Here is a 22,147-nt window from a genome sequence, read left to right as displayed (position 1 = left end):
ACCTCACACGGTCCGCCGGGCGCCCCTGTCACTTGCCCGCCGGACGGATGTCACTCCCCGCCGGACGAGGCCCTACCGTCGACGTATGTCGGCGACGCGCGCCCGCTCCGCCCCGCCCCCCTGCTCACCCAGGGCGGTGGCGGACCGCAGCCCCGCGCCCGCACCCGGAACCTGACGGCGTGGTCCCGGAAGCGGCACGTCCCGACGCTGCTGACGCGCCACGGAATCACCCCCCGAGGCCCCCGGGGCCCCCGAAGCCCCGGTGCCGTTCGCCGTACCACCCCCCGACGCTCCGGCCACGGAGATCTGCACGCCCTGGTCGGCCAGGGCCTGGAGCTCGGTGGCGGCGCGGTCGTCGTGGCCCGGCGACTCGTCGGTGACCAGACGGGTGATGACATCGGTGGGCACGGTCTGGAACATGGTGTCCGTGCCCAGCTTGGAGTGGTCGGCGAGGACGACGACCTCGGCGGCGGCCTGGACCAGCGCCCGGTCGACGGACGCCGACAGCATGTTGGAGGTGGACAGCCCCCGCTCGGCGGTCAGCCCGCTCCCGGACAGGAAGGCCTTGGAGACCCGCAGCCCCTGGAGGGACTGCTCGGCGCCCGACCCCACCAGGGCGTAGTTGGACCCCCTGAGCGTGCCCCCGGTCATCACCACCTCGACCCGGTTGGCATGGGCAAGGGCCTGGGCCACCAACAGCGAATTGGTGACGACGGTCAGCCCGGGCACCCGCGCGAGCCGGCGGGCCAGCTCCTGCGTCGTCGTACCCGCCCCCACCACGATGGCTTCGCCCTCTTCGACGAGGCCCGCGGCGAGATCGGCGATGGCCGTCTTCTCGGCGGTCGCGAGATGGGATTTCTGCGGAAAGCCGGACTCTCGCGTGAACCCGCCCGGCAGTACCGCACCGCCGTGCCGGCGGTCGAGGAGTCCTTCTGCCTCCAGTGCGCGCACGTCCCGCCGTACGGTCACTTCGGAGGTCTGGACGACGCGGGCGAGCTCACGGAGCGACACGGCCCCGTTCGCTCGCACCATTTCGAGGATCAATTGGCGACGTTCTGCAGCGAACACGAAACTGACAGTAACCCCAACGACCGTCTGCTTTCAGCAGTATGCGCCGAATAACAGAAGTTGTTCGCATGCCACCACCGGAAGTGGTATACGGGCCTACCCCGACCGCCTATGCCACCCGCAAGCACCGCAACTCCCCGTGACCAGCGGGGAGTCATTTCCGGCCGCGCCCGCCGGGCTACTGCTCCCCGCTCGCCTTCCGGGTGTGCAACTGGCGTGCCACCTCGGCGATCGACCCCGAGAGCGAGGGGTAGACGGTGAAGGCGTTGGCGATCTGCTCGACCGTCAGGTTGTTGTCGACGGCGATGGAGATGGGATGGATGAGCTCCGAGGCCCGCGGCGCCACCACAACCCCGCCCACCACGATCTCGGTACCGGGCCGGCAGAAGATCTTGACGAAACCGTCCCGGATGCCCTGCATCTTGGCGCGCGGGTTGCGCAGCAGCGGCAGCTTCACCACGCGGGCATCGATCTTGCCGGCGTCCACGTCGGCCTGCGAGTACCCGACGGTGGCGATCTCGGGATCGGTGAAGACGTTGGCGGACACGGTCTTCAGGTTCAGCGGAGTCACGGCGTCCCCGAGGAAGTGGTACATGGCGATCCGCCCCTGCATCGCCGCCACCGAGGCCAGCGCGAAGACACCGGTGACGTCACCGGCGGCGTACACCCCGGGAGCCGAGGTCCGCGAGACCCGGTCGGTCTTGATGTGCCCGGAGTCCTTGAGCCGGACGCCCGCTTCCTCCAGGCCCATCCCCTCCGTGTTGGGAATGGCGCCGACGGCCATCAGACAGTGCGACCCTCCGATGACCCGCCCGTCCGACAGCGTCACCTCGACCCGGTCCCCCACCCGCTTGACGGACTGGGCCCGCGACCGCGACATGACGTTCATCCCACGCCGCCGGAACACGTCTTCCAGAACAGCCGCCGCATCCGGGTCCTCACCCGGCAGCACCCGGTCCCGCGACGACACGAGCGTGACCCGCGACCCGAGCGCCTGATAGGCCCCGGCGAACTCGGCACCGGTCACACCGGACCCCACCACGATGAGCTCCTCGGGCAGCTCATCCAGGTCGTACACCTGGGTCCAGTTCAGGATCCGCTCGCCGTCGGGCCGCGCGTCCGGCAGCTCCCGCGGATGCCCACCGGTGGCGATGAGCACCGCGTCCGCGGTCAGCGTCTCCTCAGTCCCGTCGGCGGCCCGCACCACGACCTTGCGCGAGCCGTCCAGTCCCTGCATGCCCTCCAGCCGCCCGCGCCCGCGCACGACCCGCGCACCGGCGCGCGTCACGGAGGCGGTGATGTCGTGCGACTGCGCCAGTGCGAGCCGCTTCACACGGCGGTTGACCTTGCCCAGATCCACGCCCACCACCCGGGCCGCCTGCTCCATGGGCGGAGTGTCGTCGGCGACGATGATCCCCAGCTCCTCATAGGAGGAGTCGAAGGTGGTCATCACCTCAGCCGTGGCGATGAGGGTCTTGGACGGCACGCAGTCGGTCAGCACCGACGCCCCGCCCAGACCGTCGCAGTCGACGACGGTCACCTCCGCGCCGAGTTGCGCGGCCACCAGCGCCGCTTCGTATCCGCCGGGTCCGCCGCCAATGATCACGATCCGAGTCACGTACCCCATTGTCCCGCACCCTTCAACGAGAGGCCGCCCGGGGCCACCACCGTGACGACAGCGACGCCCGGCACCCCTGCCGTACCCTTCCCCTCATGTCGCTCTACGCCGCTTATGCCGGCAACCTCGACGCGCGGCTGATGACCCGCCGCGCCCCGCACTCGCCGCTGCGCGCCACCGGCTGGCTGAACGGGTGGCGGCTGACCTTCGGGGGCGAGCACATGGGCTGGGAGGGCGCACTCGCGACCCTGGTCGAGGACCCGATCTCCCAGGTCTTCGTGTCCCTCTACGACGTCACCCCCATGGACGAGGAGTCCCTCGACCGCTGGGAGGGCGTGGGCCTGGACATATACCGCCGCACCAGGGTGCGCGCGCACACCCTGGAGGGCGAGGAGGGCGCCTGGACCTACGTCCTGAACGCCTACGAGGGCGGCCTGCCCTCCGCCCGCTACCTGGGCGAGGTCGCGGACGCCGCCGAATCGGCCGGGGCCCCCCACGACTACGTGATGGAACTCCGCAAACGCCCCTGCTGAGCGCCGCCCCGTCAAAACCTCCAACCCAAAAACCACCATCCCGTGACCTCCACCATCTACGCGCGTAGCCATAAACCGGCTACCCTCTTCGGCGTGAACGCATCTCTTCTTCCGGACGACATCCAGGGCGCCACCCCAGTTGACCCGGGGGCCGCCGCCGACGCCGCCGCGGCCCGCCTGCGCGAACTCACCGGTGCCGAGACCCACGACGTCGCCCTCGTGATGGGCTCCGGCTGGGCACCGGCCGTGGACGCCCTGGGCGCCCCCGAGGCCGATCTCCAGGTCACCGACCTGCCGGGCTTCCCCAAGCCCGCGGTGGAGGGCCACGGCGGCAGGGTCCGCTCGTACACCCTCGGCGACAAGCGCGCACTGGTCTTCCTGGGCCGCACCCACTACTACGAGGGCCACGGCGTCGCCGCCGTCTCCCACGGCGTCCGCACCGCGGTCGCGGCCGGCGCCAAGACGATCATCCTGACCAACGGCTGCGGCGGCCTGCGCGAGGGCATGCGCCCCGGCCAGCCGGTCCTGATCAGCGACCACATCAACCTCACCGCCACCTCCCCCATCATGGGCGCCAATTTCGTCGACCTCACCGACCTCTACTCGCCCCGCCTGCGGGCGCTGTGCAAGGAGGTCGACGCCACGCTGGAGGAGGGCGTCTACGCCCAGTTCCCCGGCCCGCACTACGAGACCCCGGCCGAGATCCGCATGGCCCGCGTGATCGGCGCCGACCTGGTGGGCATGTCGACGGTCCTGGAGGCGATCGCGGCCCGCGAGGCCGGCGCGGAGGTCCTGGGCATCTCCCTGGTCACCAACCTCGCCGCGGGCATGACGGGCGAGCCCCTCAACCACGAGGAGGTCCTCCAGGCGGGCCGCGACTCCGCCGCGCGCATGGGGACCCTGCTGACCCAGGTCCTGGGCCGGCTGTAGACCGAGGCCCAGTGGTCCGGCGTGGGCTTGGCACCCGGCGTGGGTGCGGGCGCGAGGGGGACGCGGCACGACTGCCCGCAGCTGGGGCGGCGGGACGGACGGTCAGCCGCGTACGGCGAGGAGCGGAAGGCGGAGCGATGGCGGGCCGCAGCCGCGTACGGCGAGAAGGGGTCGTGTCGGGGGGTGTCCGCCCGCAGCGGTTGGCGCGTCAACGGAGTTCGCTTCTGTGGCCGACCGATTCCGCGCCGTTCCGAGGACGGACACCCCCCGGCGCGGCCCCGACCCACCCACCGCACAAACGGCGCCACGCGCACCCCCACCACACCCCCACAGGCCGCCGCAGGCACCCCGCGCACCCGCACCCGCACCCGCACCCGCACCCGCACCCGCACCCGAGAGGCTGACCGACGTGCAAGACGACCTCCTCGCACGAGCCGAGGCATGGCTGGCCGAGGACCCCGACGCGGACACCCGCGCGGAACTCGCCGCCCTCATCGACGCCGAGGACCGCGCCGAGCTCACCGCACGCTTCTCCGGCACCCTCCAGTTCGGCACCGCGGGCCTGCGCGGCGAACTGGGCGCCGGCCCGATGCGCATGAACCGCTCGGTCGTCATCCGCGCCGCCGCGGGCCTCGCCGCGTACCTGAAGAAGCAGGGCCACACCGACGGCCTGGTGGTCATCGGCTACGACGCCCGTCACAAGTCCGCCGACTTCGCCCGCGACACCGCCGCCGTCATGACCGGCGCCGGCCTCAGGGCGGCTGTACTCCCCCGCCCCCTCCCCACCCCGGTGCTCGCCTTCGCGATCCGCCACCTCGGCGCGGTCGCCGGAGTGGAGGTCACCGCCAGCCACAACCCGCCCCGGGACAACGGCTACAAGGTGTACCTGGGCGACGGCTCCCAGATCGTGCCCCCCGCAGACGCCGGCATCGCCGCCGAGATCGACGCCGTGCGCACCCTCCACGACGTCCCCCGCCCCGACTCCGGCTGGCAGACCCTCGACGACGCCGTCCTCGACGCCTACCTCACCCGCACGGACGCCGTCCTGTCCCCCGGCTCCCCCCGTACCGCCCGCACGGTCTACACGGCGATGCACGGCGTAGGCAAGGACACCCTCCTCGCCGCCTTCGCCCGAGCCGGCTTCCCCCGCCCCACCCTCGTCGCCGAGCAGGCCGACCCCGACCCGGACTTCCCCACCGTCGCCTTCCCCAACCCGGAGGAGCCCGGCGCGATGGACCTCGCCTTCGCGACGGCGAGGGCGGCGAACCCGGACCTGGTCATCGCCAACGACCCGGACGCGGACCGCCTGGCAGTGGCCGTACCCGACGCCGCGGAGGCCACCGGCTGGCGCATGCTCCGGGGCGACGAGGTGGGCGCCCTCCTCGCCGCCCACCTGGTCACCCGCGGAGCGCACGGCACGTTCGCGGAGTCGATCGTCTCGTCGTCCCTCCTGGCCCGCATCGCGGCGAAGGCGAACCTCCCGCACGTCGAGACCCTCACCGGCTTCAAGTGGATCGCCCGCGTCGAGAACATCCGCTACGGCTACGAGGAAGCCCTCGGCTACTGCGTCGACCCGGAGGGCGTCCGCGACAAGGACGGCATCACCGCGGCCCTCCTGGTCACGGAACTGGCCTCCACCCTCAAGCAGGCCGGCCGCACCCTCCTCGACCTGCTCGACGACATCGCCGTGGAACACGGCCTGCACGCCACGGACCAGCTCTCGGTCCGCGTGGAGGACCTCTCCCTCATCGCCGCGGCGATGAACCGCCTGCGCGAACAGCCCCCGGCAACCCTCGCGGGCCTCCCCGTCACCACCGCGGAGGACCTCACCCGGGGCACGGACACCCTCCCGCCCACCGACGGCCTGCGCTACACGCTCGACGGTGCCCGGGTCATCGTCCGTCCGAGCGGCACGGAGCCCAAGCTGAAGTGCTACCTGGAGGTGGTCGTCCCGGTGGCCGAGCACGCCGGCCTCCCGTCGGCCCGGGCGAAGGCGACGGACCTGCTGACGGCGCTCAAGCGGGACTTGGCACAGTCGGCGGGCCTGTAACGTCCGGAACGCCCGGAGCGCCCCGGTCGTCGTCCCGTCCACCGGGGCGCTCCGGGGTGAAGGGGGCGGAAGACGCGGCGGCCCGCTCGCCGAAGACGCCCTCGACGTCCCGCACGCTCTTTCGCCCAGGAACGAGTAGACGCAGGTAACGAGCTATGGGCGACAGAGGCAATCCAGTGAGACGGCAGTGACGGCAGACAGGTCAATCCGGGCCGCGGGGCCACGGTTCATGTCGAAGTATCCCCTCGGCAACCCCTAGGAGGGCAAAGGGGAAACGCTCCCACCGTGCGAGGTCCGGCCCACCACCACGGCCCGCAGAGCACGGACCGGGCACCGACGGACCGAAGACCGACCGGGCCGGTCACCGACCCCCGGACCCGGCTCACCCCACCCCGAACAGCACCGCCAGCGCCACCGCCCCCGCCACCACCGGCACGACGATCTCGTAGGCCCACCGCACGGTCACCCCGCCCCGGGAGCCCGCGGCGTCCTTCCGCGCCTCCCACAGCTCACGCAGCTCGTCCATGACCTTGTCGGCCTCGGCCCGCACCGGCCCGTCCGCCCCGACGGCGGCGGAGTCCGCGGCACCACCCCGCGAACCGAACTGCCCCACGCCCCCGAACACGCTGCCGCGCCTGCGCCCCCCACCGACACGACCGGCGGCCCGCCGGTCCTCCTGCCGCGCGGCCTTCTTCCGCCCCCGCAGCGAGACGGGAATGGACCACAGCTGGAACTTGTCGCCGCCCTCGGTGAAGACCTCGTTCGAGTAGGCGGACCGGAACGACTCGACCTGCGCCCAGGGCAGGACGATCACGCGGAAGGGATTGCGCACCCGCATCCGGTCGTCGTTGGCGAAGACGGCGGGCCGCACGGTGTAGGCGGCGACGAGCGGCACGAGGAAGACCAGGGCCGCGAGCGCCTTCCAGCGGGTGTCCCCCTCGCCCGTGACCAGGGCGTCGATGCCGAGCCACAGCGCGAGGGCGAGTACCAGCACCCCTCCGGAGATACCCGCGGGCGAGCGGTAGGCCCGGTCCTTGGACACGGGTCCCGAGGGCTGCGGCGAGGATGACTGGGGCTCCGGGGTGGTCATGCTGCCGATTGTGCCCGACGCCCCGCCCTACGCTCGCATGCGGTGCCGGTACGACGCGGGCACGGGCGCCCGTACCCGGACCGGCCCGCGGGGCTGTACAGACCGCTACGCGCGTAGATATGCTCGTCTGGTGACCATGCCCACCACTGCACCCGCCGAAAACGGACCCGCACGGGGCCCCGTAAACGGACCCGTAAACGGACCCGCACACGGATTCGCCGACGTCACCGCGTCCGACAGCACGCTGCGCCGCTTCCTCCACGGACTGCCCGGCGTCGACACCGTCGGCCTGGAGGCGCGCGCCGCCTCCCTCGGCACCCGTTCCATCAAGACCACCGCGAAGGCGTACGCCCTGGACCTGGCCATCTCGATGGTCGACCTGACGACGCTGGAAGGCGCGGACACCCCGGGCAAGGTCCGGGCGCTCGGCGCGAAGGCGGTCCGCCCCGACCCGACCGACCGCACGGCCCCGTCGGCGGCGGCCGTCTGCGTCTACCCCGACATGGTGCCCACCGCCAGGGAAGCCGTCGCCGGCTCCGGCGTGAAGGTAGCCTCGGTCGCCACCGCCTTCCCGGCCGGCCGGGCCTCCCTCGCCGTGAAGCTGGCCGACGTGCGCGAGGCCGTGGCGGCGGGCGCGGACGAGGTCGACATGGTCATCGACCGCGGCGCGTTCCTCGCCGGGAACTACATGAAGGTGTACGACGAGATCACCGCGGTGCGCGAGGCGTGCGGCACATCGGCCCGCCTCAAGGTCATCTTCGAGACCGGCGAGCTGTCGACGTACGACAACATCCGCCGCGCCAGCTGGCTCGGCATGCTGGCGGGCGCGGACTTCATCAAGACCTCGACCGGCAAGGTGGCGGTCAACGCCACACCGGCCAACACCCTCCTGATGCTGGAGGCGGTCCGCGACTTCCGCGCGCAGACCGGCGTCCAGGTGGGCGTGAAGCCGGCCGGCGGCATCCGCACCGCGAAGGACGCGATCAAGTTCCTGGTCCTGGTCAACGAGACGGCGGGCGAGGACTGGCTGGACAACCGCTGGTTCCGCTTCGGCGCCTCCTCGCTGCTGAACGACCTGCTGATGCAGCGCCAGAAGCTGGCCACAGGCCGCTACTCCGGCCCCGACTACGTGACGGTGGACTGATCCCCATGGCATCTGCACCCGCATTCGACTACGCACCGGCACCCGAGTCCCGCGCGATCGTCGACATCGCGCCGTCCTACGGCCTGTTCATCGACGGCGAGTTCACCGAGGCGGCCGACGGCAAGGTCTTCAAGACGGTCTCCCCGTCCACCGAGGAGGTCCTCTCCGAGGTGGCCGAGGCGGGAGAGGCCGATGTCGACCGCGCCGTGAAGGCGGCCCGCAAGGCCTTCGGCACGTGGTCGGCGCTCCCGGGCAGCGAGCGTGCGAAGTACCTCTTCCGCATCGCCCGCATCATCCAGGAGCGCAGCCGCGAGCTGGCCGTCCTGGAAACCCTCGACAACGGCAAGCCGATCAGGGAGACCCGCGACGCGGACCTCCCCCTGGTCGCCGCGCACTTCTTCTACTACGCGGGCTGGGCCGACAAGCTGGACCACGCGGGCTACGGCGCCGGCCCCCGCCCCCTGGGCGTCGCGGGCCAGGTCATCCCCTGGAACTTCCCCCTCCTGATGCTGGCGTGGAAGATCGCCCCGGCCCTGGCCACCGGCAACACGGTGGTCCTGAAGCCCGCCGAGACGACCCCCCTCTCCGCCCTGTTCTTCGCGGACATCTGCCGCCAGGCCGGGCTGCCCAAGGGCGTGGTCAACATCATCACCGGCGACGGCCGCGCCGGGGCGGCGCTCACCGCGCATCCCGACGTGAACAAGGTCGCCTTCACGGGCTCCACGGCGGTCGGCAAGCAGATCGCGCGCACGGTCGCGGGCACCCGCAAGAAGCTCACCCTCGAACTCGGCGGCAAGGGCGCCAACATCGTCTTCGACGACGCCCCGATCGACCAGGCCGTAGAGGGCATCGTCAACGGCATCTTCTTCAACCAGGGCCAGGTCTGCTGCGCGGGCTCCCGCCTCCTGGTCCAGGAGTCGATCCACGACGAGCTGCTCGACTCCCTGAAGCGCAGGCTCACCACCCTCCGCCTGGGCGACCCCCTGGACAAGAACACCGACATCGGCGCGATCAACTCCGCCGAGCAGCTGGCCCGTATCTCCGCCCTCGCCGACCAGGGCGAGGCGGAGGGCGCCGAGCGCTGGTCCCCGGCCTGTGAACTTCCCTCCTCCGGCTACTGGTTCGCTCCGACGCTCTTCACGAACGTCACTCAGGCGCACACGGTCGCCCGCGACGAGATCTTCGGCCCGGTCCTGTCCGTCCTCACCTTCCGTACGCCGGACGAGGCGGTCGCCAAGGCCAACAACACGCCGTACGGCCTGTCGGCGGGCATCTGGACGGAGAAGGGCTCGCGCATCCTGGCGGTCGCGAACAAGCTCCGTGCGGGTGTGATCTGGTCCAACACGTTCAACAAGTTCGACCCGACGTCGCCGTTCGGCGGCTACAAGGAGTCGGGCTTCGGCCGCGAGGGCGGCCGCCACGGCCTGGAGGCGTACCTCGATGTCTGAGCGACTCAGCGTGCTGAAGACCTACAAGCTGTACGTCGGCGGGAAGTTCCCGCGTTCCGAGAGCGGCCGGGTGTACGAGGTGACCGACGCAAAGGGCAAGTGGCTGGCGAACGCCCCCCTCTCCTCCCGCAAGGACGCCCGCGACGCGGTGGTCGCCGCGCGCAAGGCGTTCGGCGGCTGGTCCGGCGCGACGGCGTACAACCGCGGCCAGATCCTCTACCGGATCGCCGAGATGCTGGAGGGCCGCCGCGACCAGTACGTCGCGGAGGTCGCCGACGCGGAGGGCCTGTCGAAGTCGAAGGCGGCGGCGCAGGTGGACGCCGCCATCGACCGCTGGGTCTGGTACGCGGGCTGGACCGACAAGATCGCCCAGGTGGTCGGTGGCGGCAACCCGGTCGCGGGCCCCTTCTTCAACCTCTCCTCCCCGGAGCCGACCGGCGTCGTGGCCGTCCTGGCCCCGCAGAAGTCGTCCTTCCTGGGCCTGGTGTCCGTCGTGGCCCCGATCATCGCGACGGGCAACACGGCGGTCGTGGTGGCCTCGGAGAAGTCCCCCCTCCCCGCCCTCTCCCTGGGCGAGGTCCTGGCCACCTCCGACCTGCCCGGCGGCGTGGTCAACATCCTCTCCGGCCGTACGGCGGAGATCGCCGCCCCGCTCGCCGCCCACCAGGACGTCAACGCGATCGACCTCGCGGGTGCCGACGAGACGCTGGCGAAGGAACTGGAGATCGCGGCCGCCGACAACCTCAAGCGCGTCCTGCGTCCACAGCCTGTGGACGACGCGAACGCGGACTGGTCCGCGACGCCGGGCACCGACCGCATGACGGCGTTCCTGGAGACGAAGACGGTCTGGCACCCGACGGGCGCACTGGGCGCGTCGGGCTCGTCCTACTGACCGACGCCGACGGGCCGCGGCTCCTCCCCGTCCGGAGGAGCCGCGGTCTTCACTCGCCCGAGCACGGCCTCAGGTCGAGCACGGCCTCAGCTCCGGCCTGCTCGGCGCGGTCTTCCGTCCCGTCAGCGGGGACAGGTCCTTCATGTACATCTCCGACCACTCCCTTCCGGCCAGGATCTCCCGGAGCCCCGAGCACACCTTGCTCTTCAGGAGCGGGTCGTCCTTCCGCATCGCCACCCCGTAGGGCTCCGTGCCCGCGCCGCTGGGCAGCAGCTTCAGATGCGCCGGATCGTTCTGGGCGTACCCGGCGAGAAGAACGTCGTCCGAGGCGACCGCGTACACGCTCGAACGCTTGTCCAGCAGTCTCTCCACGCACTCCTTGTAGGTGTCGGGCTGCCACTGCCCCGTGGTGTAGCCGTCGTCCTTCAGCCTGTCCGCGTACGTGGAGTCCCGCGCCGTGCACACCTCGACGTGGTTCCGCTTCACGTCGACGGCTTCGTCGAGGTCGTACTTCGCGGAGTTCTTGCGGACGAGGAGGCTGCTGCCCGCCTTGTAGTAGGGCCCGACGAAACTGATGCCGTCCTGCTTCTCGCGCTCGGGCGTCATGCTGTACGAGGCGACGACCAGGTCCACTTCCCCGTTCCTCAGCTTGCTCGCCCGGTTGGCCGTGGTCACCCCGTAGAAGTCCACCTGTGCCTTGTCGTAGCCCAGTCTGTCGGCGAGGGCATAGGCGATGTCGACGTCGAACCCGCTCCACACGCCGGTGTCCTTGTTGTAGAAGCTCAGACCGGGCTGATCCTCCTTCGCCCCGATCGTCAGCCTCTTCCGGGCGCTCTTCCACTGCTCCCACGCCTGCTCCGCGTCACCCCCGGCGGCTCCCCCTTCCTGCTGCCCGGAGGCATCGTCCTGCTTGCCCCCGGAGTCGCCCCGCGAGACGAGCCAGCCGCCGCCTGCCAGCAGCACGACACAGGCCGCGGCCGCCGCCACCTTCCAGCCCCGGAACCGGCCGCGCCCCGCGCGCGACGGCGCCGGAGGTTCGGAGGGGCCGTAGGGGCCGGCACCGGAGGGGCCGGCCCCGGTCGGGACGAACTCGGCTCCGGCTCCGGTGTCGGCTCCGGCTCCGCCGGAGGTCGCGGCAGGCACCGCAGGCAGGGCGGGCTCCGATGCGGCCACCGCGGGCGTGGGCCGTGAGGGGGGCGGAGTGGACCCGGCCGTGGGCGGCGTGGGCGGCGTGGGCCGGGCCGTGGGCGGGTGTACGGGGGTGGAGGCGGCGGGCGCGGGGGTCGGCGTGCCGGGGTCCGCGAGGACTTCCCGGAGCATCTCCTCCGCCGACGCCGCGTCCGGGCGACGCTCGGGGTCCGTGACCAACAGCGCCTGGATGACGGGGCCGAGGGGGCCCGCGTACCGCAGGACGGGGGCGGGCGACTGCTGGATGTTCGCCTGCACCTCCCAGACCTCGTTGCCGGCGAAGGGCAGGCGTCCCTCGACCATCTCGTACAGCGTGACACCCAGCGCCCACAGGTCGGAGGCGGGCGTGGGGCCCGGGGTGACGGGGGCGAACAGCTCGGGCGCCAGGTAGGGCGGCGTGCCGATGATGCCACCGTGCCGGGTCACCCGGTCCGCGCCCTCGAAGGTGGCGATGCCGAAGTCCACCAGGACCACCTGGCCGCCGTCCCGCACCAGGACGTTGCCCGGCTTGACGTCGCGGTGCAGGACCGACGCCTCGTGGACCGCCCGCAGGCCCTGGGCCATCTGGAGACCGATGTCCGCGGCCCTGGGCACGCCGAGGACCCCGTCACGGCTCAACAAGTCGGCCAGCGACCGCCCTTCCAGCAGCTTCATCACGATCCAGACCTGGTCGGCGGTCTCGATCTGGTCGTGGACCGTCACCACGTTCTGGTGCTCGATCTTGGCCAGCGCCTCCGCCTCGCGACGGGCGCGCTGCATCGCCGCCTTCTGCGTGTCCGGGGTCATGGCCCGGCGGTCCAGGAGCCCCTTCACGGCGACGAACCGGCGCAGCCGCCGGTCGTGGGCCTTCCAGACCTCGCCCATGCCGCCGCTGCCAATCGGCTCCAGCAGCTCGTAGCGGCCCTCGATCACGGTGTGGGGGGCGGGGGGACGATCCTCGGGATGCCCGCCGGCTCCGCCGCCGGCCCCGTTGAATCCGTCGTCGTTGTGCACTCGGCCCCCTAGCACCATTTCCGCGAAACGTGAGTGACCACAGATTAGACGGCCGCCCCGCAAAGCCCCCGCGACGAACGGGCAGGGCGAACCACCGCGACGGAAACGGGCCGCGCCCCCCGCTCGGAGGGATCGCGGCCCGGCGTGCGCAGACCGCGTCAGCGCAGCAGCTCCGTCACCTCCCCCACCACCGGCACGCTGCCGAGCGACTGCGCCTGGGCGACCGGGCCGGTCAGGGCCGTCGAGGTCAGCGGCTGGAAGTCGGCGACCTTGGTGCCGACGCCGTTGTCCAGCGGGTCGACGCCCGTGCCGGCCAGCGGGTTGGGCTTCAGGTCGGCGACCGGGCCGGTGACGTAGCCGACGGTGCCGGTCACGGCCGCCAGGCCCGCCTGCGGGTCGATGTTGCCCAGGGACGTGGGACGGGTGTGCGCCAGACCGGCGATGGTCTCGCCGCCCTCCGCGGAAGCCGTCGCCGCTCCTGCTGCCAGGGCGGCCCCGGCGGTCGCGAGGGCGACCAGGGCGCGCTGTGCGTGCGGGGTGCGGGGGGACGCATGTCGGGCCATCGCTGCTGCCACCTCTTGGTGTGGGTTGCTACGGACTGCCCTGACAACAGCGCACACCGTGATCAGGTCACCGCGCAGCGCGACCGAGATGTGACGCAGGCGGCAAAGTCCACCCGCGGGGTCGTACGGCGGCCGTCGGATGCCTCAGACTGGTGTCCCGTGAGCTCCCATCCGCCCATACCGACGCGAGTCGTGCTGCTCTGCGGCCCCTCCGGCTCCGGCAAGTCCCTCCTCGCCGCGCACTCCGGCCTGCCGGTGCTGCGCCTCGACGACTTCTACAAGGAGGGCACCGACCCGACGCTGCCGACGGTGCCGCTCAGTTCCGACATCGACTGGGACCACCCGGCGTCCTGGGACGCGGACGCGGCGGTCGCCGCCATCGGGGAGCTGTGCCGCACGGGGCATACCGACGTGCCCGTCTACGACATCTCGCTGAGCGCCCGCACCGGCGAGGAGACGGTCGACATCGGGCGGACGCCGCTGTTCCTCGCGGAGGGCATCTTCGCCGCGGAACTGGTGGACCGCTGCCGGGAACTGGGCGTGCTGGCCGACGCGCTGTGCCTGAGCCGGGGCCCGCTGACGACGTTCCGCCGCCGCTTCCTGCGGGACCTGCGCGAGGGCCGCAAGTCGGTGCCGTTCCTGCTGCGCAGGGGCTGGCGGCTGATGCGTCTCGAGCGGTCGGTCATCGCCCGGCAGACGGCTCTGGGCGCCCACGCCTGCGACCGGGACGAGGCGATGGGCCGGCTGGCCGCCGCGGCGGCGGGCCGGTGCGCCACCAGCCGTACGGCCGCGTAACGCCTGCCCCCGCACGTGAAAGCGGGACTGGACAGACCCCCCGGCCCTCCAGTCCCGCTCCCTTTCCACCCCCGTGGATCCCCCGTGATCCCCGTCCCCCGTGTCCCCCGTTGTTCCCCCGTGGTGCTTCCCCGTGAGTAAGAGCCCGGATCCCTCCCCCTGATACACCCCGGCTCGAAACTTTTTTCACGGGGCCCCGCCCCCTCGGGCCGGTCCCCCCGGCCCTTACCTTCAGGCGACCAGCTCGCCGAAGGCGTCCTCCTGGTCACGGCCGAAGCTGAGGACCTCGTCCTCGCGCAGCCGGCGCAGCGAGCGCCAGATGCTGGACTTCACCGTGCCGACGCTGATGTCGAGGATGTCCGCGATCTCCGGGTCCGTGCGGCCCTCGTAGTAGCGCAGGACCAGCATGGTGCGCTGGAGTTCGGGCAGCCGGGCGAGCGCCTGCCACAGGACGGTGCGCAGCTCGGTGCCGCGCATCGCGTCCATGTCGCCGGGCGTCTCCGGCAGTTCCTCGGTCGGGTACTCGTTGAGCTTGCGGCGCCGCCAGGCGCTGATGTGCAGGTTGGTCATGGTGCGGCGGAGGTACCCGCCGACCGCCGCCTTGTCACTGATCCGGTCCCACGCCCGGTAGGTCGAGAACAGCGCGCTCTGCAGCAGGTCCTCGGCCTCGAAGCGGTCGCCGGTGAGGTGGTAGGCGGTCGCGTACAGGGAGGAGCGGCGCTCCTGGACGTAGGCGGTGAACTCCGCCTCCGACAGGGATCGGCGCTCCCCCCGGTCCCCCGCGGTCCCCGCGTCTCCCGTTTCCCCCGTGTTCGCGTCAACCACCGTCATGTACGCGGTGTGCTGACGCCCGGTGCCGCGAGCGCACCCCCGCCCGCTCACGGCACCGGACTTCTCGGAACCCCGGTGTGCGTGCACGTCGTGCAGACGCGTGAGCACTGCGCTGGTGTTGGTGCCCTTCAGCGTGTTCATCTCGCGCCCCCCGTCGTGGACTGCCCGGTGTTGCCTGTGACGAGAAGCTTGCCCCGGCGACTTCATGGCCGTGTCCGCCGACTGTCACAGAGCTGTCACAGGGGTCCGTCACCGCTGCGCCACCGTTCCTTCACAGGGTCCGGCGGGGTGCTCGGGCCCCAACCGCACCCGCAGGTCGAACACCGGCCCCTTCATGGGCCAGAATGAGCGCGTGCCTTCCCTGTTGCTGATCGAGGACGACGACGCCATCCGTACGGCCCTGGAGCTCTCCCTGACCCGCCAGGGCCACCGGGTGGCCACCGCTGCCAGCGGCGAGGACGGTCTGAAGCTGTTGCGCGAGCAGCGGCCGGACCTGATCGTGCTGGACGTGATGCTGCCCGGCATCGACGGTTTCGAGGTGTGCCGTCGCATCCGGCGCACCGACCAGCTGCCGATCATCCTGCTGACCGCGCGCAACGACGACATCGACGTGGTCGTCGGTCTCGAGTCGGGCGCCGACGACTACGTCGTCAAACCCGTCCAGGGCCGGGTCCTGGACGCCCGGATCCGGGCCGTGCTGCGGCGCGGGGAACGGGAGTCCACCGACTCGGCGAGCTTCGGCAGCCTGGTCATCGACCGTTCGGCGATGACCGTGACGAAGAACGGCGAGGACCTCCAGCTGACGCCCACCGAGCTGCGGCTGCTCCTGGAGCTGAGCCGGCGGCCCGGACAGGCGCTGTCCCGGCAGCAGTTGCTGCGGCTGGTGTGGGAGCACGACTACCTCGGCGACTCCCGGCTGGTGGACGCGTGCGTGCAGCGGCTGCGCGCCAAGGTCGAGGACGTGCCGTCGTCCCCGACCCTGATCCGTACCGTGCGGGGTGTCGGCTACCGGCTGGATCCGCCTCAGTGACACGGGAACACCAGGGGGGCACCCGCGGCCTGGCCGCGGCGCGCAAGGGTTTCTGGTCCGGGCTGCGCTTCACCAGCCTGCGTCTCCGGCTGGTCCTCGTCTTCGGCCTGGTGGCGCTGACCGCCGCCGTGTCCGCGTCCGGCATCGCGTACTGGCTGAACCGGGAGGCGGTGCTCACCCGTACCCAGGACGCCGTGCTGCGGGACTTCGAGCAGGAGATGCAGAACCGGGCGGGCGCGCTGCCCGAGCACCCCACGCAGGACGAGGTGCAGCACACCGCGGGGCAGATGGCCAACAGCAGCCAGCGGTTCTCGGTGCTGCTGGTCGCCGAGAACGCCGACGGCACCGCCGTGTACGGCAGTTCCGGCGGTCTGGGCGGCTTCGCGCTGACCGACGTGCCGGAGTCGCTGCGCACGGCGGTGAACAAGGAGCAGAAGGTCACCTCGGCCAACAAGCACCCGTACCACCTGTACTGGCAGCGGATCACCGACGACGGCACCCCGTACCTGGTGGCCGGCACGAAGGTGATCGGCGGCGGGCCGACCGGCTACATGCTCAAGTCACTGGAACCGGAGGCGAAGGACCTGAACTCGCTCGCCTGGTCGCTGGGGATCGCCACCGCGCTCGCTCTGCTCGGCTCCGCACTGCTCGCGCAGGCCCTGGCGACGACCGTGCTGAAACCGGTGCACCGGCTCGGGGTCGCGGCGCGGCGGCTGGGCGAGGGGAAGCTGGACACCCGGCTGCGGGTGTCCGGCACCGACGAACTGGCCGATCTGTCCCGGACGTTCAACAGCGCCGCCGAGAACCTGGAGAAGCGGGTCGCGGACATGGCGGGCCGGGAGCAGGCCTCCCGGCGCTTCGTCGCGGACATGAGCCATGAGCTGCGTACCCCGCTGACGGCGCTCACCGCGGTGACGGAGGTGCTGGAGGAGGAGCTGGAGTACGCGGGCGAGGGCGAGGGGGAGGGCGGGAGTTTCGACCCGATGGTCGAGCCCGCCGTGCGGCTGGTGGTGAGTGAGACGCGGCGGCTGAACGACCTGGTGGAGAACCTGATGGAGGTCACCCGCTTCGACGCGGGCACCGCCCGGCTGGTCCTGGACGACGTCGACGTCGCCGACCAGATCACCGCCTGCATCGACGCCCGGGCCTGGCTGGACGCCGTCGACCTGGAGGCCGAGCGCGGCGTCCACGCCCGCCTCGACCCGCGCCGTCTGGACGTCATCCTCGCCAACCTGATCGGCAACGCGCTCAAGCACGGCGGGTCGCCGGTCAGGGTGTCCGTGGCGCGGGCGGACGACGAGATCGTCATCCGGGTGCGGGACAACGGTCCCGGCATCCCCGAGGACGTCCTGCCGCACGTCTTCGACCGTTTCTACAAGGCGAGCGCCTCCCGGCCGCGGTCCGAGGGCAGCGGGCTCGGCCTGTCCATCGCCCTGGAGAACGCGCACATCCACGGCGGCGAGATCACCGCGGAGAACGCCCCGGAGGGTGGTGCGGTGTTCACCCTGCGGCTGCCGCAGGACCCGTCGCCGCCCGTCGACGAGGACGACGAGGTCGACGGGGCCGGCGGGGCCGGCGGGGCCGACGAGGAGACCGACGACCGGGGCAAGGACGCGAAGGGACAGGTCTGATGACCGTACGCCGTCTGCCGGCCCTCTCCGGGCTCGCGGCAGTGGCCGTGCTGCTGACCGGGTGCGGCATCCGCGCCACCGAGGTGCCCACCGACTACGGTCCCGCGCCGTCGCGGGTGCGCTGCTCGATCGCCGAGCCGGACGTGTCGACGCGGACCACGCCCGGACTGCCGGCGCAGGTGTTCCTGCTGTGCGGCTCGTCGCTGGTGGCCGTGGACCGCACGGTGCGGGTGCCGGACGGCGCCTCGGACTCGGGGCGGCGGGTGCTGGTGGCCCAGGGACTGCTGGACGAGCTGGCGGCACAGCCGTCGGCCGCGGAGAAGGAGGCCGGTCACACGTCGGACGTGCGGCGCGGGATCAGGGTGACGGGACCGCGTTCCGGCGACCCCGAGGACACGCTGCGGCTGAGTACCGATCCCGACGACCTGACCTCGTACGCGCTCGCGCAGGTGGTGTGCACCTTCTCCGACTCCGCCGCGGCCGAGGGCGACGGTTCGGTGATCCTGGCCGGGCCCGCCGACCGGACCGCCCGCCGCTACTCCTGCACCGACGAGGTCCGGGCCCGGCCGGGCAGCAACGAACCGCCCGCCGACGAGGTCACGGGCGGCTGACGGGCCGCCCCCGCGCGGCACGGGGCGCGTGCCGCGCGAAGGCCCCGAGGGGGCCATGTGGCGCAAGCCTCACCCTTGCGTGCAGGAGCCCGGAACCGCGCACGGCGGGGGGCGCGTCTAGGGGGACGTGCAGCGTCATGGGTTCCTCGGCGGCAGCGCCGCGCTCCGCATCCGTGTGACAGGAAGTGTTCTCCTGGTCGCACATCTCGTGTTCGTCGCCTGGTACGCGCTGCGGCCGCTGGACGTCCCCTGGGTACTGCCGCCCAACCTGGAGCCGTTCGCCGGGATCCGCGCCGACCTGGCGCTGGGCGGGCGCGCGGCGGCCCGTTCGCTCGGCGGCTCGCTGGCCCTGCTGGCACCGCTCGGCGTCCTGCTGCCGATGGCCGGCGGGCGGCTGCACGTCTCGCCGCTGGCGTCCCTGCTGCGCACCACGGCCGCGGCCGCCCTGCTGTCGGTGGGCATCGAGCTGCTCCAGACCGGGGTGCCCGGTCAGGTCGTCGACATCGACTCGGTGCTGCTGAACACGGTGGGCGTGGCCCTCGCGCACCTCGCCGTCGTCCCGGCGGGCCGGGCCCGGCTCCGCCGCTGGTACCGGCAGAGCGGGCGGGAGGGTGTCCTCCAGGAGGAGCCCGCTCAGGGTCGGACCCCGACGATTCCCAGGGTCGGTATCGCCCCGTAGAGCGACGCTTTGCGCGGTTCGTCTCCGTAGCGTGGAAGGCAGATGAAGGGGAAGCCGGAGGGCAGCCCCGCCCACACGCTCACGAAGGAGCCGCGATGTCCAGCCTCGCCCGCCCCACCCACGGCCGCATGATCGGCGGAGTGTGCGCCGCGCTGGCCCGGCGCTTCGGCACCTCCGCCGGCACGATGCGGGTGATCTTCCTGGTCTCCTGCCTGCTGCCCGGCCCGCAGTTCCTGCTCTACCTGGCCCTGTGGATCCTGCTCCCGTCCGAGGAGAAGGCCGCCCGCACGGCCTGGTGAAAGACGTACCACCCCCTCTGGTACACCGATGGGGCGCACCCGGCGACCGGGTGCGCCCCTTCGGCGCGTACGGGGGAGGCGGTGGTGCTCAGCCGCCCAGCGGGAGGCCGTTGACCGGCAGGCCCTGGGTGGGCAGCCCCTGCAGCGGCACGCCGCCGAGCAGCTTGGCGACCGGCTCGGTCGGGCCCTCGGCGAGCTGCTCGGCGACCACCTGCTCGACCACCGGCTGCGCGACGGTCAGACCGGTGTGGGAGATCCTGCGGCCCTGCTCCAGCACGTTGCCCGCGCCGGGCGCCACCTGGGAGACGGTCTCCGCGGGGAGGGTGCGGGCGACGGAGTCCACCGTCTGCGCGGTGTCCGGGAGCTCGGGGGCCGCGGTGGCCGCGCCCGCGCCGGCGGCGGCGAAGGCGGCGCCGAGGGCGGCGACACCGAGGGTCTTGGCAGCAGACTGCTTCATGAAGATGCGTCCTCGTAATGGGGTGACGGGGATGTGAGCGGTCCTTGACCGTAAACACGCCCCGGCCTCCGCGGCAAACATCGAAATGCGGACGGATGGTGAATGCCCGTCCGCGTTTCCGTATTACCGTCGTCCCGCACTCAGCTGTCGGATTCCGAAGAACCGCTGGTCGAAGCCGTCTGCTGGAACAGCCATTCGGACTTCAGCTCGGCATATCCGGGCTTGATGACGTCATTGATCATGGCCAGTCGTTCATCGAAAGGAATGAACGCTGATTTCATCGCATTGACGGAGAACCACTGCATGTCGTCGAGCGTGTAACCGAATGCCTCGACCAGGTGCTCGAATTCCCGGCTCATGCCGGTGTGGGACATCAGCCGGTTGTCGGTATTGACGGTGGCCCGGAAGTGCAGCCGGCGCAGCAGCCCGATGGGGTGCTCGGCGTAGGAGTCGGCGGCGCCGGTCTGGAGGTTGGAGCTGGGGCACAGCTCCAGCGGGATCCGCTTGTCCCGGACGTAGGAGGCGAGCCGTCCGAGCTTGACCGAGCCGTCCTCGTGGACCTGGATGTCGTCGATGATGCGCACCCCGTGCCCGAGCCGGTCGGCGCCGCACCACTGCAGGGCCTGCCAGATGGAGGGCAGCCCGAAGGCCTCGCCGGCGTGGATCGTGAAGTGGTTGTTCTCCCGCTTCAGGTACTCGAAGGCGTCCAGGTGCCGGGTGGGCGGGTAGCCGGCCTCGGCGCCCGCGATGTCGAAGCCGACCACGCCGAGGTCGCGGTAGCGGTTGGCGAGTTCGGCGATCTCCAGGGAGCGGGCGGCGTGCCGCATGGCGGTGAGCAGGGCGCCGACCCGGATGCGGTGGCCGTTCTCCCGGGCCCGCCGCTCGCCCTCCCGGAAGCCCTCGTTGACGGCCTCGACGACCTCTTCGAGGGTCAGCCCCTTCTCCAGGTGCTGCTCGGGGGCGTACCGGACCTCGGCGTACACGACGCCGTCCTCGGCGAGGTCCTCCGCGCACTCGGCGGCGACCCGGACCAGGGCGTCGCGGGTCTGCATGACGCCGACGGTGTGGGAGAAGGTCTCCAGGTACCGCTCCAGCGACCCGGAGTCGGCGGCCTGCCGGAACCAGGTGCCGAGCAGGTCGGCGTCGGTTTCGGGAAGGTCCCCGTAGCCCGTCTCGCGGGCGAGTTCGACGACCGTGCCCGGCCGCAGCCCGCCGTCGAGGTGGTCGTGCAGCAGGACCTTGGGCGCCCGGCGGATCCGGTCCGGCGACGGGGTCTTCGAGACCGTCGCGGTGGTGGCCGCGGCGCTCTTCTCGGTGCTCTGGCTCGTCATGCGCGCACTCTAACTCCTACGCGCGTAGAACGCCGGGTGAACGCCAAGACCCGATGCGGTGTACGGACTCCCCGATATGTAACGGTGACTGCCCGGACGGGTTCCGTACACCCGGTCTTCTGAGAATCTTCTGACATGGCACAGCAAGCGACGCCGGTCCGTCGGGCCCGGCTGGGGCGGACGCTCGGTCCGGAGGGGACGGCGGTGAGCGGCGTGGTGCTGCTGCTCCCCGAGGGCGACGAGGTCTCCGACCGCAGGCCCTCCGCGCTGCTCGCGGCCGCGTCCGTGCGCGCGTTGGGACGCAGGCTGGCGCGCGCGGGCCGGGAGGAGGGGCTGGCCACGCACGTCGTGCACTACCGCTACCGCGGCTGGAACGGCGCCGAGGCGCATCTCGCCCGGGACGCGGAATGGGCCGCCGACGAGGCCGTACGGCGCTACGGCGACGTGCCGGTCTGCCTGGCCGGCGTCGGCATGGGCGGTCGTGCGGCGTTGCGGGCGGCGGGGCACGAGGCGGTCAACTCGGCCCTGGCGATCGCCCCTTGGCTGCCGGACGACGATGTGGCCGCGCCACCCGAACCGGTGAAGCAGCTCGCCGGACGGCAGGTGCTGATCGTGCACGGCACGAACGACGGTCACAGCGACCCGGAGTTGTCCTTCCGGCTCGCCTCCCGGGCGAAGAAGGCGAACCGCTCCGTGTGCCGGTTCGAGGTGCACTCCGACGGCCACGGGCTGCGCCAGTACCGGGACGAAGTCGCGGCGCTGGCCGAGGACTTCATGATGGGGGTGCTGTTCGGGCAGTCCTTCTCGCGCCCGGTGGAGGACGCCCTGGCCGCTCCCCCGCCGCTGGGGCTGCGGATGCCGCTGGCGGCGGGGTTCGGGAAGTCGTTGCGGCGGTAGCACGCGGCTCCTGCGGCGGGGCGGACCGCGTGCCGGGGGTGGACCGTCACGGCCGAAGCGCGCGGTTCC

General features: G+C 72.0%; 21 protein-coding genes. 13 read left to right on the top strand and 8 right to left on the bottom strand.

Annotated elements, in window-relative coordinates; genetic code table 11:
- Nucleotides 1-72: 72 nt before the first annotated feature.
- Together C4J65_RS21710 and C4J65_RS21705 are read right to left on the bottom strand one after the other, a co-directional pair.
- Complete coding sequence (locus C4J65_RS21710; RefSeq protein WP_115743883.1) at nt 73-1,068, bottom strand: DeoR/GlpR family DNA-binding transcription regulator; 996 nt, start codon at nt 1,066-1,068, stop codon at nt 73-75.
- Nucleotides 1,069-1,246: 178 nt separating this feature from the next.
- Nucleotides 1,247-2,695 (bottom strand): NAD(P)H-quinone dehydrogenase, encoded by a 1,449-nt coding sequence (locus tag C4J65_RS21705; protein ID WP_162833274.1) that lies wholly within the window; start codon nt 2,693-2,695, stop codon nt 1,247-1,249.
- An 86-nt stretch (nt 2,696-2,781) separates the two neighbouring features.
- Here C4J65_RS21705 and C4J65_RS21700 point away from each other — a divergent pair, with 86 nt between their 5' ends.
- From C4J65_RS21700 to C4J65_RS21685, 3 genes are all read left to right on the top strand, one after another.
- Nucleotides 2,782-3,219, top strand: coding sequence for a gamma-glutamylcyclotransferase (locus C4J65_RS21700; protein WP_115743882.1), 438 nt, complete (start codon nt 2,782-2,784; stop codon nt 3,217-3,219).
- Nucleotides 3,220-3,312: 93 nt separating this feature from the next.
- Nucleotides 3,313-4,149 carry a purine-nucleoside phosphorylase gene (locus C4J65_RS21695; RefSeq protein WP_115743881.1) on the top strand — a complete coding sequence of 279 codons (837 nt, stop codon included), beginning with the start codon at nt 3,313-3,315 and terminating at the stop codon, nt 4,147-4,149.
- 409 nt (nt 4,150-4,558) lie between these two features.
- Nucleotides 4,559-6,199, top strand: a complete 1,641-nt coding sequence (locus C4J65_RS21685; RefSeq protein ID WP_115743880.1) for a phospho-sugar mutase — start codon at nt 4,559-4,561, stop codon at nt 6,197-6,199.
- Between the two features lie 382 nt (nt 6,200-6,581).
- Here the strand turns inward: C4J65_RS21685 and C4J65_RS21680 are convergent, their stop codons facing one another.
- Nucleotides 6,582-7,289, bottom strand: coding sequence for a PH domain-containing protein (locus tag C4J65_RS21680; RefSeq protein ID WP_115743879.1), 708 nt, complete (start codon nt 7,287-7,289; stop codon nt 6,582-6,584).
- Between the two features lie 136 nt (nt 7,290-7,425).
- Here C4J65_RS21680 and deoC point away from each other — a divergent pair, with 136 nt between their 5' ends.
- From deoC to C4J65_RS21665, 3 genes are read left to right on the top strand one after another with little or no spacing between them, the layout of a single operon-like run.
- Nucleotides 7,426-8,433 carry a deoxyribose-phosphate aldolase gene (gene deoC, locus C4J65_RS21675; RefSeq protein WP_115743878.1) on the top strand — a complete coding sequence of 336 codons (1,008 nt, stop codon included), beginning with the start codon at nt 7,426-7,428 and terminating at the stop codon, nt 8,431-8,433.
- A gap of 5 nt (nt 8,434-8,438) precedes the next feature.
- Nucleotides 8,439-9,881, top strand: coding sequence for an aldehyde dehydrogenase family protein (locus tag C4J65_RS21670; RefSeq protein ID WP_115743877.1), 1,443 nt, complete (start codon nt 8,439-8,441; stop codon nt 9,879-9,881).
- Nucleotides 9,874-10,773, top strand: coding sequence for an aldehyde dehydrogenase family protein (locus tag C4J65_RS21665; protein ID WP_162833273.1), 900 nt, complete (start codon nt 9,874-9,876; stop codon nt 10,771-10,773). The genes C4J65_RS21670 and C4J65_RS21665 overlap by 8 nt, the downstream gene beginning before the upstream one ends.
- A 69-nt stretch (nt 10,774-10,842) precedes the next feature.
- On the opposite strand, the gene C4J65_RS21660 is transcribed toward C4J65_RS21665, so the two are convergent.
- Together C4J65_RS21660 and C4J65_RS21655 are read right to left on the bottom strand one after the other, a co-directional pair.
- Nucleotides 10,843-12,954, bottom strand: coding sequence for a bifunctional serine/threonine-protein kinase/glutamate ABC transporter substrate-binding protein (locus tag C4J65_RS21660; RefSeq protein WP_115743875.1), 2,112 nt, complete (start codon nt 12,952-12,954; stop codon nt 10,843-10,845).
- 158 nt (nt 12,955-13,112) lie between these two features.
- Nucleotides 13,113-13,517 (bottom strand): hypothetical protein, encoded by a 405-nt coding sequence (locus tag C4J65_RS21655; RefSeq protein ID WP_115743874.1) that lies wholly within the window; start codon nt 13,515-13,517, stop codon nt 13,113-13,115.
- Between the two features lie 192 nt (nt 13,518-13,709).
- Between C4J65_RS21655 and C4J65_RS21650 the strand changes: the two genes are divergently transcribed.
- Nucleotides 13,710-14,312, top strand: a complete 603-nt coding sequence (locus tag C4J65_RS21650) for a uridine kinase (RefSeq protein WP_162833609.1) — start codon at nt 13,710-13,712, stop codon at nt 14,310-14,312.
- 231 nt (nt 14,313-14,543) lie between these two features.
- Here C4J65_RS21650 and C4J65_RS21645 read toward each other — a convergent pair whose 3' ends face one another.
- Nucleotides 14,544-15,284: a SigE family RNA polymerase sigma factor gene (locus tag C4J65_RS21645; protein ID WP_162833272.1), complete on the bottom strand. Its 741-nt coding sequence runs from the start codon at nt 15,282-15,284 to the stop codon at nt 14,544-14,546.
- 211 nt (nt 15,285-15,495) lie between these two features.
- Between C4J65_RS21645 and afsQ1 the strand changes: the two genes are divergently transcribed.
- The 5 genes from afsQ1 to C4J65_RS21620 all read left to right on the top strand — a co-directional run bounded on the left by afsQ1 (nt 15,496) and on the right by C4J65_RS21620 (nt 19,393).
- The gene (gene afsQ1, locus C4J65_RS21640) at nt 15,496-16,173 is read left to right on the top strand and encodes a two-component system response regulator AfsQ1 (protein ID WP_003974066.1); all 678 of its coding nucleotides are present in this window, start codon (nt 15,496-15,498) and stop codon (nt 16,171-16,173) included.
- Entirely contained in the window at nt 16,170-17,804 is a 1,635-nt protein-coding gene (gene afsQ2 / locus C4J65_RS21635) for a two-component system sensor histidine kinase AfsQ2 (protein ID WP_115743872.1), read from the top strand. The genes afsQ1 and afsQ2 overlap by 4 nt, the downstream gene beginning before the upstream one ends.
- The gene (locus C4J65_RS21630; protein WP_115743871.1) at nt 17,804-18,415 is read left to right on the top strand and encodes a hypothetical protein; all 612 of its coding nucleotides are present in this window, start codon (nt 17,804-17,806) and stop codon (nt 18,413-18,415) included. Before afsQ2 ends, C4J65_RS21630 begins: the two co-directional genes overlap by 1 nt.
- Before the next feature lie 127 nt (nt 18,416-18,542).
- Nucleotides 18,543-19,094, top strand: coding sequence for a VanZ family protein (locus C4J65_RS21625; protein ID WP_115743870.1), 552 nt, complete (start codon nt 18,543-18,545; stop codon nt 19,092-19,094).
- Between the two features lie 95 nt (nt 19,095-19,189).
- A complete protein-coding gene (locus tag C4J65_RS21620) occupies nt 19,190-19,393 on the top strand; it encodes a PspC domain-containing protein (RefSeq protein ID WP_003974070.1) in 204 nt (67 codons plus the stop codon).
- 88 nt (nt 19,394-19,481) lie between these two features.
- Here the strand turns inward: C4J65_RS21620 and C4J65_RS21615 are convergent, their stop codons facing one another.
- The gene (locus tag C4J65_RS21615; protein WP_115743869.1) at nt 19,482-19,850 is read right to left on the bottom strand and encodes an ATP-binding protein; all 369 of its coding nucleotides are present in this window, start codon (nt 19,848-19,850) and stop codon (nt 19,482-19,484) included.
- Between the two features lie 140 nt (nt 19,851-19,990).
- A complete protein-coding gene (locus C4J65_RS21610; protein ID WP_115743868.1) occupies nt 19,991-21,181 on the bottom strand; it encodes an adenosine deaminase in 1,191 nt (396 codons plus the stop codon).
- Between the two features lie 135 nt (nt 21,182-21,316).
- Between C4J65_RS21610 and C4J65_RS21605 the strand changes: the two genes are divergently transcribed.
- Entirely contained in the window at nt 21,317-22,078 is a 762-nt protein-coding gene (locus tag C4J65_RS21605) for an alpha/beta hydrolase (protein ID WP_115743867.1), read from the top strand.
- The last annotated feature ends 69 nt before the right edge of the window (nt 22,079-22,147 follow it).

This window comes from Streptomyces sp. CB09001 (assembly GCF_003369795.1).
Taxonomy (GTDB): domain Bacteria; phylum Actinomycetota; class Actinomycetes; order Streptomycetales; family Streptomycetaceae; genus Streptomyces.
This window is presented reverse-complemented; position numbering and strand designations above follow the sequence as displayed.

Coding starts and splice junctions, on each gene's coding strand:
- C4J65_RS21645 (WP_162833272.1), bottom strand. CDS start 15,284: ATGAACACGCTGAAGGGCACCAACACCAGCGCAGTGCTCACGCGTCTG.
- C4J65_RS21620 (WP_003974070.1), top strand. CDS start 19,190: ATGTCCAGCCTCGCCCGCCCCACCCACGGCCGCATGATCGGCGGAGTG.
- C4J65_RS21615 (WP_115743869.1), bottom strand. CDS start 19,850: ATGAAGCAGTCTGCTGCCAAGACCCTCGGTGTCGCCGCCCTCGGCGCC.
- C4J65_RS21705 (WP_162833274.1), bottom strand. CDS start 2,695: ATGGGGTACGTGACTCGGATCGTGATCATTGGCGGCGGACCCGGCGGA.
- C4J65_RS21680 (WP_115743879.1), bottom strand. CDS start 7,289: ATGACCACCCCGGAGCCCCAGTCATCCTCGCCGCAGCCCTCGGGACCC.
- C4J65_RS21655 (WP_115743874.1), bottom strand. CDS start 13,517: ATGGCCCGACATGCGTCCCCCCGCACCCCGCACGCACAGCGCGCCCTG.
- C4J65_RS21665 (WP_162833273.1), top strand. CDS start 9,874: ATGTCTGAGCGACTCAGCGTGCTGAAGACCTACAAGCTGTACGTCGGC.
- C4J65_RS21670 (WP_115743877.1), top strand. CDS start 8,439: ATGGCATCTGCACCCGCATTCGACTACGCACCGGCACCCGAGTCCCGC.
- C4J65_RS21610 (WP_115743868.1), bottom strand. CDS start 21,181: ATGACGAGCCAGAGCACCGAGAAGAGCGCCGCGGCCACCACCGCGACG.
- C4J65_RS21630 (WP_115743871.1), top strand. CDS start 17,804: ATGACCGTACGCCGTCTGCCGGCCCTCTCCGGGCTCGCGGCAGTGGCC.
- deoC (WP_115743878.1), top strand. CDS start 7,426: ATGCCCACCACTGCACCCGCCGAAAACGGACCCGCACGGGGCCCCGTA.
- C4J65_RS21700 (WP_115743882.1), top strand. CDS start 2,782: ATGTCGCTCTACGCCGCTTATGCCGGCAACCTCGACGCGCGGCTGATG.
- C4J65_RS21605 (WP_115743867.1), top strand. CDS start 21,317: ATGGCACAGCAAGCGACGCCGGTCCGTCGGGCCCGGCTGGGGCGGACG.